Annotated in this window: 12 protein-coding genes; 10 read left to right on the top strand and 2 right to left on the bottom strand. The window is 69.0% G+C overall.

Annotation, left to right across the window (positions count from 1 at the left end; translation table 11 throughout):
• Positions 1 to 446: 446 nt before the first annotated feature.
• Positions 447 to 1550 carry a ferritin-like protein gene (locus tag ACIPSA_RS43225; RefSeq protein WP_402645578.1) on the bottom strand — a complete coding sequence of 368 codons (1104 nt, stop codon included), beginning with the start codon at positions 1548 to 1550 and terminating at the stop codon, positions 447 to 449.
• A gap of 537 nt (positions 1551 to 2087) precedes the next feature.
• On the opposite strand from ACIPSA_RS43225, the gene ACIPSA_RS43220 reads away from it, so the two are divergent.
• From ACIPSA_RS43220 to ACIPSA_RS43185, 8 genes are all read left to right on the top strand, one after another.
• Positions 2088 to 3494, top strand: coding sequence for a Dyp-type peroxidase (locus ACIPSA_RS43220; RefSeq protein WP_402645576.1), 1407 nt, complete (start codon positions 2088 to 2090; stop codon positions 3492 to 3494).
• Positions 3495 to 4481: 987 nt separating this feature from the next.
• Positions 4482 to 5945 carry a ferritin-like domain-containing protein gene (locus ACIPSA_RS43215; protein ID WP_402645574.1) on the top strand — a complete coding sequence of 488 codons (1464 nt, stop codon included), beginning with the start codon at positions 4482 to 4484 and terminating at the stop codon, positions 5943 to 5945.
• Between the two features lie 41 nt (positions 5946 to 5986).
• Positions 5987 to 7411 carry a hypothetical protein gene (locus ACIPSA_RS43210; RefSeq protein ID WP_402645571.1) on the top strand — a complete coding sequence of 475 codons (1425 nt, stop codon included), beginning with the start codon at positions 5987 to 5989 and terminating at the stop codon, positions 7409 to 7411.
• A complete protein-coding gene (locus ACIPSA_RS43205) occupies positions 7408 to 8277 on the top strand; it encodes a LodA/GoxA family CTQ-dependent oxidase (protein WP_402645568.1) in 870 nt (289 codons plus the stop codon). Before ACIPSA_RS43210 ends, ACIPSA_RS43205 begins: the two co-directional genes overlap by 4 nt.
• A 14-nt stretch (positions 8278 to 8291) precedes the next feature.
• Positions 8292 to 9680, top strand: a complete 1389-nt coding sequence (locus tag ACIPSA_RS43200) for a radical SAM protein (RefSeq protein ID WP_402645565.1) — start codon at positions 8292 to 8294, stop codon at positions 9678 to 9680.
• Entirely contained in the window at positions 9677 to 11116 is a 1440-nt protein-coding gene (locus ACIPSA_RS43195) for an NAD(P)/FAD-dependent oxidoreductase (RefSeq protein ID WP_402645562.1), read from the top strand. Before ACIPSA_RS43200 ends, ACIPSA_RS43195 begins: the two co-directional genes overlap by 4 nt.
• Positions 11117 to 11380: 264 nt before the next feature.
• On the top strand, positions 11381 to 12493 hold the full coding sequence (locus ACIPSA_RS43190) for an alkaline phosphatase family protein (RefSeq protein WP_402645559.1): 1113 nt from the start codon (positions 11381 to 11383) through the stop codon (positions 12491 to 12493).
• 42 nt (positions 12494 to 12535) lie between these two features.
• Positions 12536 to 12955: a hypothetical protein gene (locus ACIPSA_RS43185; protein WP_402645556.1), complete on the top strand. Its 420-nt coding sequence runs from the start codon at positions 12536 to 12538 to the stop codon at positions 12953 to 12955.
• Between the two features lie 150 nt (positions 12956 to 13105).
• Here ACIPSA_RS43185 and ACIPSA_RS43180 read toward each other — a convergent pair whose 3' ends face one another.
• On the bottom strand, positions 13106 to 14500 hold the full coding sequence (locus ACIPSA_RS43180; protein ID WP_402645553.1) for an IS1380 family transposase: 1395 nt from the start codon (positions 14498 to 14500) through the stop codon (positions 13106 to 13108).
• A gap of 102 nt (positions 14501 to 14602) precedes the next feature.
• On the opposite strand from ACIPSA_RS43180, the gene ACIPSA_RS43175 reads away from it, so the two are divergent.
• Positions 14603 to 15190: a GTP-binding protein gene (locus tag ACIPSA_RS43175; protein WP_402645626.1), complete on the top strand. Its 588-nt coding sequence runs from the start codon at positions 14603 to 14605 to the stop codon at positions 15188 to 15190.
• Complete coding sequence (locus ACIPSA_RS43170; RefSeq protein ID WP_402645551.1) at positions 15187 to 16488, top strand: cytochrome P450; 1302 nt, start codon at positions 15187 to 15189, stop codon at positions 16486 to 16488. Before ACIPSA_RS43175 ends, ACIPSA_RS43170 begins: the two co-directional genes overlap by 4 nt.
• The last annotated feature ends 1 nt before the right edge of the window (position 16489 follow it).

The raw sequence follows: 16489 nt of genomic DNA, 5'->3' as shown, positions 1-16489 counted from the left end.
CCGGGGCGGTCGACCGCCGCACGGTCTACCGGCGCTTCGCTACCCGCGAGGCGCTGACGGCCGCCGTCCACATCGCCAAGCTCGACGCCTGCGAGGAGCTCGTCGCCCGGGCCCGGCTGAACGAATCCGTGAGCTGCGCGAGCACGGGTGTCGGCCCGGCTTGAGGCGGAAGCTTCACCCCTCCCTCCACCGCAGATCGGGCCCGCGGACCAGGCCGGGTGCGCCGGTGCGGGAGAACGGATGACGCAATGTTCCGAGTGCCTCCTGAACGTCGGGGGTGTGATCAATACAACGGTGAAGCTGTGCGGCACGGCAGGCTCACGAGGGCTGAACCCGGGACCCAGAAGCGCCTAGGGGGTGTCGTGGAAACGGCTCTGTGCCACTGAACCGGGCCTCCCAGGAACCGGTCGGCGGGTCCGTATTGTGTGCGGGTCCGATCTTCTCTGTCACCCTCCGGCCTCGACGTACCGGAATTCCGGACCGAAGGTCATCTCGCTGCCGTCCGACAGTGGGATCTGCATCAGCTGCCGCGCCGGATTCTCCAGTTTGCGCATCTCCTTGACGGCCTGGTTCAGCAATTGTGCCGGTGTTGGCGTACTTGACGGGTCAGCCTGCCAGGCGTTTTCGAGGGACCGAAGCATCGCACTGTAGCGCTGATTGAAGGTGTCAAGGAGTCCACGCACCTCACTGGAGATCGGAACCCCTCCCTGCTCCCAGCCACCGGTGGGGACTGTCCCCATGCGGGAGGTCCGTGGCATGGGAATCTCGTCGCCTTGGAAGTCGAACCGCTGCGGGTCGCTTGACACCAGGACCAGTTTTCGGCCGTGGAAAATCTCCCGGAAGGAGTAGAAGTGGGCCAGTTCCCCCGGCTGCCCCGGGAAGGGGTTGTCCGGCGACGCGGTAGTTCCTTCCCCCTGTTCCTTGATGATGATGATGGCAGCATCTACGTCATCCAGCGATGTGAGTGCGACGACATCGTTCCCCTTGCCGTGGAACGACATGTCCCTGGTGACCTGCTTGGTTCCCTTGATGAGCTGCGGCTGGTTCCGGAACGCTTCAAGGATTTGCGTGTAGAAGGCCCCGATGGACGTGTGGACTTCCGCGTCCTCGACGACAGGGTCGTCGGGCCTCTCGATCTGGGAGTACATGTTGACCGCCTCCCTGGTCAGGCCGGTGAGGGAAACGGACAGCTCAGGCCGTACGCCGCCGGGCAGTGGGCCGGGATATTTCGGCACCAGTGCCGCGTCGGCGATCCGGGGGGCGCCGCCGATGGTGGTGAGCATGTTGCAGACCAGGCCCATGTGGGACATCTCGTCGAAGATGATTTCCTTGATCGTTTCGGAGACGTCGCCGTCACGGTCCGGATCTTCGATCGACCAGAGACCGCACAAGTAAGGGGGAAGCGTCGCCAGCTCCAGCAGGACCGCCTGCTGCAGTGCGTTTTTTAGCCACAGCTCGTCGTGTTCCTCGGCGGGCATCCGCATCAGTTCGACGATCATGTTGCTTCGATAGTTGAGAACCGCGGACACAGTGGTCTCCTTCTCGCTCACGGGGGATTCTGATTCATTGTGAAATAGGGCGGGTGTGCGTCACTGGAGGTGCGAGACCGCGCTGGCAGAGTTCATCCGTACGGTCGGCGTGGGTTGCGATACGTCGAAGCGGTGCTCGGGGAGGAATTCCTATTGCCCGGTAGGGATTCCCGTGTCGACTGCTGTCACATTCACCTGTTTGGCCGCGGCTCGTCGGAGTGCAAACCGGCACGACAGCCCTCCCCGGAGGTGCCCGTAGAAGAGGAACGGTGCTCCTGGAGCCTGCCTTCACTCGGGAAGCTGTCGGGCAACCTCGCGCTCAGGTGAACGCAAGTCGGCAGTCGGGAGCAACTGAGGACGTGATGGCCAAGTCGCGTATCACTGAATGATCCGCCAGGCTGGACATCAGGTCCTGCACCGCCCACGACAGCCTTCTGATGCCTCCGACTGATCCAGGTAGACGGACCCATCCACGGTGCGGGCTTCTGTTCCGGCACCGGCCACCCTGTAGGCCAGCCCGGAAGACGTCACGTCCCAGGCTCGATGAAAGGGGCCCGCATGCCCGTCGATCTCAACAACCCCCTGTCGTGGAAGAACGCCACCGGTGACGCCGACACGATGCTGCAGAATCTGCAGGCCAATATTCTGAAGGGCCACGTACGCGAACACCTTCACATCCGGCTGCTGCAGTTCGGCCAGGGCGCGGAAGCCATTGCGGAGGCGCGGGCGTTCCTGACCGGGCTGGCCCCGCTGGTGAAGTCGGCCAAGACGCAACTTCAGGAAGTGAAGGCCTTCAAGGAGAACGGGCCGAAGGACGTGTCGGACGTGCCCTACGTCGGTGTGGGACTGACATTCGCAGGCTACGAACAGCTGGAACTGGCGGACCGGGCTCCCTCCGATGAGGCGTTCAGGAGGGGGATGCGGGACGACGGGACCCGGGAAAAGCTGGGAGACCCGGAGGTCGCGCAGTGGGAAGCCGGCTTTCAGGAGACGATCCACGCCGTCGTTCTGGTCGGCGGCGCCGAAGCCGGCCCGGTGGACAGCAAGCGCCAGGAGATTGAGGGCCTGCTGACGGGCTCGATCCGTGTGCTCGGCAGGGAGACGGGACGCGGCATGCACAATGCGAACGGTGATGGGATCGAGCACTTCGGCTATGTCGACGGCCGCAGCCAGCCGCTGTTCCTTACCGAGGACCTGGAGGAAGAGCTCCGCCGGACCGACGGAGTCTCCGTATGGGACCCGACCCAGCCACTGGAACGCGTACTGGTCGCGGATCCGGCCGCACCTGACCCCGCGACGGACTTCGGCAGCTACTTCGTGCTGCGCAAGCTGGAGCAGAACGTCTTGGCGTTCAGGCAGGCGGAGGAAGCCCTCGCCGATGCGTTGAAGCTTGAGAACAACGACCGCGAGCGAGCCGGTGCCATGCTCGTCGGCCGCTTCAAGGACGGCACTCCGCTCACGCTGCAGGCCACGCCCGGAGCACACAGCCCGGTGATGAACAACTTCAACTACGCGAGCGACGGCGCCGCCGACAAGTGTCCGTACCAGGCACACATCCGCAAGACCAACCCGCGCGGCTCCGGCGGCTTCGGGCAGCCACCGGAAGCCGAACGCCGCCACCTGATGGCGCGGCGCGGGCAGACCTATGGCGAGCGGTCCGAGGGCGACCTTCCCGAGACCGGCGTCGGCCTGCTGTTCATGGCATTCAACTCCGATCTGAGCAAACAGTTCGAGTTCACGCAGCACACCTGGGCCAACAAACCCGGCTTCCCAGAGCCCGGTGAAGGTGAGTCGGCCCCCGGCCTCGACCAGGTCATCGGGCAAGGCGATCGCCCCCCGGCGACCTGGCCGCGGGTGTGGGGCAAGGCGGAGGGCCAGGAAGTCCCTGCAATGGTGCAGGCCGTGACCATGAAGGGTGGTGAGTACTTCTTCATGCCCTCGCTCTCCTTCCTGCGCGGTCTGTGACCGGCACGCGCCGACCACCACGAGCTGGAGACCTCCTCGTAGCCTTAACGGACCCTGTCCAAGGACCCGGTACTGCTGGTGACGATGTACTGCCGCACCGACCTCTGACCATGCACAGGCCTGGCGGCATAGGTGTCAGGCCTGCGCGGCGCGGGGACAGCGTCACGCGGCCGGCGCCGGACGGCGGTGGTCGTCATCCAGAGCGGCGGTGACGGTGCCGCCGCCCCTCATATCGCCTCGGCCGCTAAGCCGTTGGACGCGCGGACGACGGCCGCCGTCCCACACACGCCGCGAACTGCGCGACACCGCCTTCGCGTTCAAGTGCACCAGGGTGGCCGGGCCTCACGTTCCTGCGTCCGCGCCGCACGCGGTCCGCGCACGCCGTCGAAACCGCACGGCAAGGACTCGGCGACCGAACAGCAGCAGGACTGGGCGCTCGACTCGGCCGGCGGCGGGCGTCGACGAGGCGCGCACGGTACGGGTCTGGCAGCGGGTCGAGGCGTTGTCCGGCGCGTGCGAGATGGCCCGTAGACGCGCCGTACACAGCACCGGAGGCCGGGCCGCGCGGACACGGCCACCGGTCGCTCAGGCTTCGACTCCTTCCGGGGAGGCCGGCAGGGGGTGGGGGCGGTGGTTACGGAGACCATGTGCGCCACTTCCTCGTGCGCGGTGGGACTGATAGGCCGGTCCAGGCTCGTCGCTCGGCTGCGTGACCGGACCGGATTCCGGCGTTTGGCGATCAAGGAGAACTGCGCAGGCCGCCACGCCGCCGAATGAGCCCAGGTCACTGGGGGCGCATAGGGAACACGGGTGCGCCCCCAGCGCACGACCCAGGCCATCCTGTGCGCATGTGCGCCGCACACCGGCCGGGTGTCACAGCCCGGATGCCCGCGTCCCGGCAGGAAGACTTTCTGGCATATGCCACTGCGGGCGCTGCCCCGGCCACGGAAGGGCCGCCCCGACGCGCCGAGCCCAAGGACGGTACCCATGCGAACGAGGATGACCAGGCACCTGGAGTCCGTCCTCACCGAGGCCGCCGCCGGTGCCAAAGCCGCACCGGCGCGCCGGCCCGTCCTTCCGCCGGAGTTCAACTGGCGCGACTACGCCGTGCTGCTGCTGCACATCGCTGCGGAGATCGAGCACTCCCTGATGGTGCAGTACCTCTTCGCCGCGTACTCGCTGGGCGGACCACAGGTCCCCGAGCGCCTGCGCGCAGACGTACGGCGATGGCAGGAGGTCGTCCTCGGCATCGCGAAGGAGGAGATGGGCCACTTGCTCACCGTGCAGAACCTCCTGATCGCGCTCGGCGGCCCGGTGCACCTCGGCCGTGAGGACTACCCGTGGGGAACGGACTTCTATCCGTTCCCGTTCACGCTCCGGCGGCTCACCCAGGAAACGCTCGCCCGGTACATCTGCGCGGAAAGCCCGCCCAACTGGACCGGCGAGGAGGCCGAGCGGATCCGGCAGCTGGCCGCGGGCCGGCAAGGCGCACCGGTGAACCGCGTGGGCGCCCTCTACGACCGGCTGACCGACATCCTGGGAGATCGCGATCGCATCCCGGATGCCGCCTTCCAGGCCGCGACCCTGCCCTACCAGGCCTCCTGGCACGAGTGGGGTCGCGGCTACACCCTCGGCGAACGCGGCCGGGACGCCGGCAACGTGCCCGAGACGCAGTCCCCCGACCTGCTGATCATTGGCGTCTCCTCGCGTGACTCCGCCCTGAACGCGCTGAAGCAGATCGGCGAGCAGGGTGAGGCGTTGCCTCCGCTGCAGGCACCTCTCCCCGCGGCCGGCACGGATTCGAGGGAACTCTCCCACTTCTTCCGCTTCCTGACGATCTTCCGCGAGCTGGATCGGCTCGACCCGCCCGACCAGGACACCGTCGCGCGGCGGGTCGCCGAGAACCCTCGCACCGATCACCGGCTCAACCAGGAGACTCTGGCACTGACGCGCACATTGGTCCTCGAACCGGACCAGCCGCGCCCCGAGGTCAACCCCATCACCGACCCCAAGGCCGCTCGCTGGGGCCACTTGTTCAACCTACGCTACCGCATGCTGCTGACCGACGTGGCACACGCCTTCCGCCTGATCGGCCCACTCGACAACGGCGCCACCCTGACCGCGCGTGGATCGCTGATCCACCGGGCATTTGGCGAGATGTACAACCTACGGGCCGTCGCGGGAACGCTGCTCCAGCTCCCCCTCGACCACGAACGGGACGGCGGCCTGCTGGCCGGCCCGCCGTTCGAGATGCCGTACACGCTGGACCTCCCGGCGGGCGACCGCAACCGGTGGCTGCTCCAGCGCGATCTCACCGAGGCCTCGCTGCTCGCCGTCGACGCCCTGCTCCAGACGAGGTTGACGCCCGAGGGCGAGGCGTACCTGCGCGCGCTTCGCGAGACCGACATCCAGGCACGGAAGTTCGCCGAACGCGTTCTGGCCGAGCGCTGAACACCCCTCGGCAACCGACCAACCACCGACGAGGAGAGAGCGTGGCCATCAAGGAACTCCGGATCCTGCCGCCCCTGGCGATCGGCCGCCTGGGCTCGGCCGCCCGGCCGATGGACAACTACGAGGTACTGGTCGACCCGCACCGCCCGTTGGCGCCCCGGCAGGTGCGGCCGGCCCCGACCTTCCAGCTGGATCCGCACAGCGGCGCCATCACATCGGCCGAGACCCCGCCGACGCTGCGCTTCACCGAAGACGGCCAGGTCCGGCCGGTGGCTCCGTTCCTGGAGGTCTGGGCGCTGACCTCGCAGCCGGACCGGGAGGACGTGCTGGAACCGCTGACCCTCGACCTGCTCGCCCGTCACGGGCTCGGGCCCGAGGACGTGCACTGGTCCGTGCACGTGGCCAACCACAAGATCCACCGCAGGACCGGTGACGAGAACGACCGCATCGATGCGCGGGTCGGCCCCGTCAACGACCACGCGGTGCACCCGCTCAACGGCACCTGCCCAAACTTCTGGGAGGGTAAGGCACTTCCGCTCGGGCATGTCCGATACCTCAAGCCCACCCCCGAGTTCCCCGGCATCCGGCTGCGTTTCACCCCCGCCGCCGGCCGCGTCTACGGCTCCAGCCCGCAGCAGCCGCCGCCCGGACCGCCCCGGCCCGACCCGGAGCGCGACCCGAACGTGGTCGACGTGCTGTACGACGCCAACCGGGGCACGTGGCTCGGCTACCACGACGACCCCGCGAGCCCCCGGGTCACCAATCCCTCCCAGATCTACGCCGGTTCCGCACAGAACGGCAACTGGGCCAGCAAGGGCTACCTGGACGATGAGTGCGACGGCCTGGTCAGGGCCGAACTCACCGTCGACGGTACCCTGCTGAGCGCCTACGGCCGGATCGGCGCAGGGCCGCCGGCCTACGCTCCCGACAGCTTCCCGGTGCGCGCCGTCGCGGACGAGCTGGAGCAGGCCATGTTCGGCCCCACGGTCGGTGCCGGCCAGGTGTCGCCGGAGGCCGCCGAGGAGGTGGTCCGGCGTGCCTTCGACACGGTCCGGCTCATGAACACAGCCGTGCTGAACGGCAACACGGTGAACGGCCAGGTCCGTGGCGCCTCCACCATGGTCGCCCAGGACACCAACGACACCGGCCGTCTGTACGAGCCGATCATGGCTCCGTCGCTGGTCGACCGCAGCGCGCTGCTGAACCTGCACCAGCAGGTGCTCACCGGCCTGCGCAGCGGCACGGCGCCTTGGTTCGCCGACGTGCTGCGCGACTTCGACGACGTCGGCGACCTGTCCGACAAGGGGCGGCGCAAGATGCCGGCCCTGATGCGCGGTGCGGACGGCCGCTCCCTCGCGCTGACCCGCCGCCAGGTCGACCTGGTCCGCAAGGTCGCCCAGCGGGCGATCTTCACCGACATCGGCCCCGCCGCCACTTCGACTTCCGACCCCGAGGAGCGGGGATGACCGAGCCGCAGCCCATCACCTCGATCCGGCCGAGCAACCTCTCGGCGCAGCTTCACTACCGGGCAGCCGGTAACCCGCCCAGTACTCTGGCCGCCTCCGCCATCTCCAACGCCTTTCCCGGTCTTGAGTTCGACTTCCGCAACATCTGGCGCCGCATCTTCGAGGGCATCGAGCTGCACGAGGCGGACAACCTGGTGGTCCGGGCCGATCCGGACCACCAGGAGCTGGAGGGTTGCCGGTTGCTCCGGGTGGCCGGTGAGCCGGTGGTCGGCAGCCTGCTCGGCCCGCAGCTTCCCAGGGGCACGTCCGACCCGCTCACCTCGGCCGGCAACCCCGACGGGGTGACGATGCTGGAATGGTCCAACTCCCTTGCCAAGGTCCTGGACGGCCATGCCGGACGGCCGGTGGCCTGCGAGTTCACGATGCAGCCTAGCGACAGCCCGGTGGGCATCCCGGACGACCCGGCCACGCTGCGCTCCGTCGACCTGGTCATCCGTCCACTGTTCGCCGTCAGCGAGGCGGCGAAAGGCTGGATGACGGTGATCGACGAGCAGCTGGTGCAGCCCGGCGACCTCACCCGCAGCCTCTGCTCTCCCTGGCAGAACGACTACCGCGAGTGCGCCTGCTACTACTGGGCGGCCAGCCGGCCGGACTACGTCAACGTGGACGTGGACGAGCAGGGCGTCAGCGTCGGCAACAACTGGCTCGCGGTGCATCGCGAACCCAAGGAGTACGTGCTCGACAACGGCCGGGACACCCGCCTCCTGACGTACGAGAACCTGTTCCGGGAATGGCAGTCGCACCTGCGATTCATCGTCGGCGGCCGGGACTACCCGGACGACGGCCGGCCGACGCACAACCCCTGACGAGGTCTTGTCTGATGAACCCCTCCCTCACCCCGCACGCGACCGGTGGACCGGCCCGTGAGCTGTTCGAGCTGTCCGCCCCGGTCAGCCCCGACCTCCACCTGGTGCGCACCGAGGTCGGCCGACACGCCCTGGTGGTCAACGGCAACCGCATCTTCGACCTCGACGCGGAGACCTACCTGGCCCTCGACCGCGCACGGCACGCCGACGACGGCCCCGGGTTGTCCCGGTTGATGTCCGAACTCGGGCTGGACGCCCCACGGCTGATCGACGACCGGCCTCCCGCCGAGCTGCCGGTGCACGCCCTGTCGCTCTCCGTGGCGCAGAAGTGCAACCTCGGCTGCACCTACTGCTACGCCCAGCAAGGCAGCTTCGGCGGGACACCCACCAGCATGTCGGCCGAGACCGCGCTCACCGCAGTGGAACTGCTCTTTCGCGAGGTCGCAGCGGGAGAGCGGGTGAACCTGGCCTTCCTCGGCGGCGAGCCCTTGCTCAACCGGCCGGTCGTACACGCCGCCACCGAGTATGCGGTCCGGCTCGCGGCGGAGCGGAATGTGCAGGCGACCTTCTCGATCACCACCAACGGCACCACGCTGACCGCCGCGGACGCCGACTTCTTCGAGCGGCACGGCTTCGCGGTGACGGTGAGCCTGGACGGCACCAAGGAGGCGCACGACTCGCTGCGGCCCTACCGGGGCGGAAGGGGCAGCTTCCGGAGAGTGATCACCAACGTGACCCCACTGCTGGCGGCTCAGCAACGGATGCAGGTCTCGGCACGGGTGACAGTGACCCCGCACAACCTCGCCCTGCGGGAAACCCTGGATGCCTTCGTCGAACTCGGCTTCCACAGCGTCGGCTTCTCGCCCATGCTGAACTCTCCGACCGGCCAAGCCGAACTGTCAGCTGCACACCTAGAGTTGATGCTTAATCAGATGGTGTCATGTGGTGAGGAGTTCGAACGACAGATGGTCGCAGGCCGCCGTTACCCTTTCGCCAACCTCGCCAACGCGCTGCGTGAGCTCCACCGGGGCACCCATCGCCCCTATCCCTGCGGTGCCGGCGCCGGGTATCTGGGCGTCTCCGCGGAGGGCGAGCTCGCTGCCTGCCACCGCTTCGTGGGCGATCCCAGGGGCGCGCTGGGCAGCCTCGACCGGGGCGTGGACCGTGCACGGCAACTGACCTGGCTCGGCGAACGGCATGTGCACCGCCAGGAGCCGTGCCGTTCGTGCTGGGCGCGTTATCTGTGCGGCGGTGGCTGCCACCACGAGGTGATCGACCGTGGCCGCCCCGCCTGCCAGTACATCCGCGGTTGGCTGCACTATGCCCTGGGCGCGTACCACCGGCTGCTCAGCCGCAGGTCCGACTGGTTCCGCCCCGCGCCGGCCGGCGGGACACCGGCGTGACCGACGGGTCGGAAGCCGCCCGTCGCATCCACACCGAGGTGTGCGTGCTCGGTGCTGGACCGTCGGGTGCCCTCTGCGCCCGGCGACTGACCGAACTGGGTCACCGGGCACTGCTGGTGGAGCGGCACCCGTTTCCGCGTCCGCACGTGGGTGAGGCGCTGACGCCGGCCGTCCGGCCGCTGCTGGACAGCCTCGGGCTGCTGCGGGCTGTACGCGACTCGGGCGTCCTCGCCTCCACCTGGTCGTGCGTGCGCTGGGCGGACGAGCACGTGCGTCAGGTTCGCCTGCCAGCCGGTACGAGCGGGTTCACGGTCTGCCGTGCACGCTTCGACCAACTCCTGCTGGACGCCGCCCGATCCGTCGGCGTCGCGGTGCTCCAGCCCGCCCGCGCCCACCGACCCCGCCGCCACGCGGCGGGCTGGGAGGTGCCGCTCACGACCCCCGACGGGCCCCGAATCCTGCGCGCGCGGTTCCTGGTCGACGCCACCGGGCGGGCGCGGGTCCTCGGCGGGCGGGTGACGCGTACGGGCCCGCGGACGATCGCACTGTACGCGGCGTGGCGCATCGGGACCCGGAGAGTCCCGCCGACCTGCCTGGAGGCCGGACCGCACGGCTGGCTGTGGGGCACGCTGCTGCCGGGCGGGGAGTACCGGGTCATGGCCTTGACCGACCCCGAGCAGTTGCGCCGCTGCGGTGTCCACCGCTCCTCCCGGGCCGATTTCCTGCGAGGCCTGCTGGCCGGCTCCGAGCTGCTCAGCGAGCTGGCGGCAGACCGGCCCGCGAGTGCGGTGGCGGTGTGCGACGCCACCGGCTACCTCGATCCCGACCCCGTCGCCGAGGACCGCATCAGCCTGGGCGAGGCGGCGTTCGCGATCGACCCGCTCTCCTCCTCCGGGGTGGACAAGGCCCTGCAGAGCGCCATGGCCGGGGCGGTCACCGTACACACCCTGCTCGGTGCGGGCGGTGACCGACGGGCCGCGCTGGCCTACTACCGCGACAGCCAGCACGCCTCGGTCGAGCAGCACGCGCGCTGGGCCGGCGGCTACTACGCGGAACACCTGACATACCGGGGTAACGCCTTCTGGCGCCGCCGCGCCCGGCCCCTTCCGGACCCTGGACCGGATTCCACGCCCCGCCCGGACCTCGCCGCCCTGATGCACCGGCGGGTACGCCTGGCACCCGCCGGCCGGCTCACAAGCACCGCGTGCGTGGTCGGCGACCAGGTGATCTTCCGTCCCGCGCTCGTCCATCCGGCGCTGCCCCGGCCGGTGGCCTATCTCGGTGGACATGCGCTCGCCCCGCTGGTCGCGTCCCTGCACGCCGGACAGACACTCGCCGAGACCCTGCGGACCTGGAGCCGCACCATGCCGGCCGAGCAGGCCCTGACCGTCGCCACCTGGCTGTACGGGCAGGATCTGCTGGTGCCCCAGCCGTAGTCCGACACCGGACGCCGCTGCCACGGCGGTCGAGCCGCAGACGCGCCTCCGGTACGGCGTGACAGGAGAAGTGGAGCAGATCCGCGGAGCCCAGCTGACGGCGCGCTCTTGATTGCTCCGCTCTGGTGATGATTCGCCAGTCCGGTAGGGCTCAGACGCCTGAGCGTGAATCAATTTGTCGTATTGTGCAACGTTCCTTTGCCCTGAGGGTGGCCCATGACGCAACCACAGACCCCGGCAGGCCCCGTCAAGCACGTGGTGTTCATGGTTCAGGAGAACCACACCACGGACAACTACTTCCTCTCCATGGCGGCCTACGGCGCCAACATCGCCACCGGCTGGCAGGTCACGCCGAACCCGCCGGTGATGGACCCGCCGCACGACCGGCATGCCTACTACCGCTGGCTCACGCAGCAGTCCAGCGGTGACCATGTCCAGTTCGACACCGCCTCGGTGCTGCCGTTCTACGCCTGGCTGGCCGCCAGCGGGGCGTTCCTGGAGAACCACTGCTCCGGTTTCGGGACCAACTCGACACCGAACCACCTGCTCATCGTCGGCGGCCAGTCCCCTACGCTGCGCAACCCCCGCCACAACACCCAACCGGTGTGGGATCTGCCTTCCCTGCCGGGGCACGCTCAGGACAACAACCTGAGCTGGAAGGCCTACACCGGCGCCACTGGCTACCCGGTCGAGTTCTACCAGCAGCTCAAGGGGTCGGCGAACATCATCCGCTCGGCCAAACCGTCACAGCAGTTCCTCGACGATGCCGCCAACGGCTCCTTGCCCACGCTCGCCATGGTGTGGCACGACGAACCGTACGACGAGCACCCGACGGCGGATGTATCACTTGGCATGGACGCGGTCTGGCAGGCCGTCGACGCGGTGGTACAGGCCGGACGGTGGGACGAAACGGTCTTCTTGCTCACCTGGGACGACTGGGGCGGTTTCGATGACCATGTAGCCACGCCGAACGTGGAATACACGCCGGACGGCGTCCAGTTGGCCTACGGGCCACGGGTGCCCCTGCTGATGTTCGGTGGTCGGGTCCGTCCCGGCATCGACAGCCGGTGGTGCTCGCACGTCAGTCTGCCCAAGACGGCCTTGCAACTGCTCGGTCTGCCGCCACTCGGTGTACCTCGGTTGGACAATGACGGCGGCCTGGCGGACCTGGTCGACCTCGCTGGGGGTGGTGGCACCATGCCGCAACCGCCCGCCTATGGCAGCCAGATCATCCTACCGGCCCCGCCTCAGCCGACACCTCAGTCGGCGCCATTGCCGCCCTCGCCGGTCGCAAGTCCGAAGCTCGTGGATGAAGTGATCCTGCGCGATGGCACTTCGTTGGGCCGACCTCAGGATGTGCTCATCAAGACGCACTGACCCGCCGGCCCGCGAAGCCCATACGAAACGGAGCGCGCCCGTATGACCACTCCACCGAGCACCGGCGGGCGCATCCCAACCCTCACTCGCCAACAGGCAAAAGCCGCCTCCTGCGTATTGTTCGCGGCATTCGTCGGCCTGATGGTCCTCCTCGGGTGGATTGCATGGAATGTGCCGAGCCTCGACCTGTCGAGTTTGACGAAGAACCTGTCGGTCGTGGTGGCTGCTCTCTTCGGAGCCGTGATCAATCCGAAGAAAGACTCGGCACTTGCAAAAAGGGGTCTGGTCACCGGCTGGGCCTGGGTTGCCCTGACAGTGGTCGGATTGTTCGGAGCCATTGCGACGGGGGGCGCACTGTGTTGGCACGGCAACCAACCGAACAGCGTGCCGGCCCTGACTGCAGCCGTAGCCGCATTTGCCGGATTGTTCGTCGACACAACAGGGCTCACCCACTCGGACTAAGCCTCGATCCACCGACGTGGCTCGCGGGTGATCTTCTGAGGCGGGTGTGGAGCCGTGGCCGTGGTTGGGCAGGGAGTATCCGCTGGTCTGCCCAGCTCTTCCACGTATTCGGCTCCGGTTGGGCCCTGGCGGGCGAGGCGGTCGGGGGTGTCAGGCTGCCTCGGGTGGGCGATGGACGGTGTCGAACAGGTGTGTCCAGGCATGCTGCCAGGGCCAGTTGTTCGGCAGGTGCAGGGTGATGCGCCGGGCGGAGCGGGCGATCCGGGCCGGGACACGGACGAGGTGGGCGCGCAAGGTGGCGGTGGTGGCCTTGGTGTGGAAGGCCGAGGTCAGGGCGCCTGCGGCCCGCAGCAGGTTGTAGGCCATCGCCCACAGGATCAGCCAGGCGGAGTTGGCGTGGAAGTGGCCCGAGGGCAGGTGGGCCAGGGCGGAGGCTTTGCTGTCGGCGATGACCTGCTCGACGACGGCGTGGTGGCGGTGTTCCCGCTCGGCCTGGAGGGTGGGGGCGGGGTTGTCGGTGAAGAAGGGGTGGTAGCGCCAGACCGGGAACAGTTCGCCCTGTTCCCCGATGGCGGGTGTGGCCAGGTCTCGGACTCGGCGCACGATCAGTCGGGCGGTGACCTGCTCGCTCTTCTTGCGGCTCGCGAACGCGGTGTAGGCGGGGATCTCGGCGACCTCGGCGTCCGAGATGAGCTCGCCGGTGTCGGGATCGGGCACGGCGGTGGTGTAGGTGATCTGCTGCCATGCGGTGTCGTCGATGGCCAGGACGGCGCGTTTGACGGAAGGGTTCATGCCGCAGGTGATGGAGAAGCGGGCCCCGGCCCGGCGGCACGCGGCGATCACACCGGCGTTGTAGAACTGCGCGTCCGCCCGCAGGATGCGCATGCCCGTGCAGCCGGCCTCGGCCGCGGTGGCCAGGGCCTCGCTGACGAGTTTCGGGGCGCCGCGGGAGTCGGCTGCTTTGCCGCGGCGCAGCCGCACGGTGGCGATCACCGGCCGGGAGGTGGGGGTGCAGATCGTGGCGAGCAGAGGGTGCAGGGTGCGGATGCCCTTGAACCGGCCGTACTCGGCGCCCTGCTTGGTGCGGCCGTAGACCCGTTTGTGGGTGGAGTCGACCTCGATGAACGCCTTATCACTCGCGCCGGGCAGCAGCGGGGTGTGCGCGGCCAGTTGGGCCAGGAACCGGCGGTGCACGGCGTGGAGTTGGAGGGCGTGACCATGGGTGAACGCGCGCAGGAACGTCCCCAGCGTGGACGGGGCGCGGACACCTGCGAACAGGGCCGGCATCGCACCGTGCCGCAGGACATCCAGGTCGTCGATGCTGTCCGCACCCGCGACCATGCCGGCCACGATGCTGGTGACCTTGGCGTGGGCTGCGGCACCCGCGCTGTTCTTCGCCCCGGTCAGCCTCACCTTCTGCGCCGTCAGACGGGCAAGCCCGCACCGCTCGGCCAGCCGCATCACCGGGACCAGCCCGGCATACGCGACCAGGTTCGTGTCATCGAACGCGGCGGACACCGCCGAAGCGGCATGGGAAGATTGCATCTCGCGGATGCACTCCGAATCTGTGGACATGGAACCCTAGGAAGTCCCATCGTCCCAGCTCAGAGGGCATTCGCGTCTTCATGTCCAAGCCCTGTACCGGCTATTGCCCGGTGGATCAAGGCTAAGCCCCCGATACTCCGCGGGGACGAGCGCACCGCGAAGGTCCTGATCGCCGGGCACTTCGGCGCAGGCAAGACCACCTTCGTTCATGGCCTGTCCCAGATCGCGCCCGTCAGCACCGAAGAGGTGATGACCAGCGCCGGCGAAGGCATCGACCACTCCGACCTGCCGCAGAAGACCACCACGACCGTGGCGATGGATTTCGGCCGGCTCCACCTCGCCGATGACCTGGTCCTCTACCTCTTCGGAGCGCCCGGCCAGCCCCGCTTCTTCAACATCCTCAAGGACCTGGCGTACGGCGCGCTGGGCGCGCTCGTCCTCACCGACACCCGCCGCCTGCACGAGACCTATCCCATCCTCGAGCTCGTCGAGCAGCTCCACATGCCGTACGCGGTCGCTGTCAACGCCTCCGACGGTGCTCCGGTCCACGCCGAGCCGCGGCTGCGGCAGGTCATGGACCTTGCCGAGACGACCCCGCTGGTCACCTGCGATGCCCGCGAGCCGACGAGCTCCCGCAACGCGCTGATCGTCCTCATCCGCCACCTCCTGACGCCGGAGTCCGCCCGATGACCGCCCGCCACGTATCCGATACCGCCCAGTGCCCCGCGCGCGGGCAAATCCCGCCGCCCGAGCGGCCCCTGCCGACCTACGGCCCGGCCTTTGACGCCGACCCGCAGGCCACCTACCGGCGGCTGCGCGAATTCGGCCCGGTCGTGCCCGTCGAGATCTCGCCCGGCGTCTTCGGATACCTCGCCGTCACCTACCGGGCCTGCCTCTACCTGCTGCGCCACACCCCCGCGCTGTTCCACAAGGACCCCACCTACCACTGGGAGGCTCTGCGAACCGGGCAGATCCCGGCGGACAGCCCGGCGCGGCAGATGATGATGCCCCGGGACAACGCGCTGTGGAAGGACGGCACGGAGCACCAGCGGCTGCGGGGCGCCATCACCGGCGCGCTCGCCCGCATCGACACCTACGCGCTCGCCGACACCGTCGCCCGCGTCGCCGACAAGCTGATCGACGCGTTCTTCCCGGCCGGTCAGGCCGATCTCGTAGCCCAGTACGCTGACCCGCTGCCAATGCTCACCGTCATCGAGCTGTTCGGCTGCCCGCCCGAGCACGGCGAGCGGATCATCCGTCACGTCACCCGTCTGTTCGCCGCCGGGGCCGACGCCGCCCAGGCCAACGCCGCGCTCGAGGCCGCCTGCCTGGAGCTGGTGCAGCTCAAGCGGGCCCAGCCCGGCCGCGACATCGTCAGCTACCTGATCCAAGCCGGGCTGAGCGACGGCGAACTCGTGCAGACGCTGCTGCTCCTGTTCGGCGCGGCGGCCCCGCCGACCGCCAAGCACATCGGCCGCGGCATCCAGCGCTTCCTCGCCAGCGAGCGGTTCGCCGGCAGCGTGTACACCGGCGTCACCCCGGTCGCCGCCGCCCTCGAAGAGGTGCTGTGGGACGAGCCGCCCGTGCCGAACTACTCCCCGCTGTACGCCCAGGGCCCCCAGTACGTCGAAGGCGTCACCGTCCAGCCGGGCTACCCGATCCTCATCTCCTTCGCCGCCGCCAACAGCGACCCGGCCGTGGCCGTCGACACCGACCAGCGCGCCGGGAACCGCGGGCACCTGGCCTTCAGCGCGGGCGTCCACGCCTGCCCGGCCCCGGGACTGGCCCGCGTCATCTCCGAGACCGCCGTCGAACGCCTCCTCGACCGCCTGCCCGGCCTCGCGCTCACCGTCCCCGCCGCCGACGTGGCGAACCTGCCCGGCACCTTCCTCGCCGGCCCCGCCTCGCTTCCCGTGCACTTCCAGCCCGCAACGCAACCAGGCCGCGCCCGCGCTCGACATCCGGTCCACAGCCCAGACCAGCAGTGAT

The organism is Streptomyces sp. NPDC086549 (assembly GCF_044746205.1).
In the GTDB taxonomy this organism is placed as follows: domain Bacteria; phylum Actinomycetota; class Actinomycetes; order Streptomycetales; family Streptomycetaceae; genus Streptomyces.
This window is presented reverse-complemented; position numbering and strand designations above follow the sequence as displayed.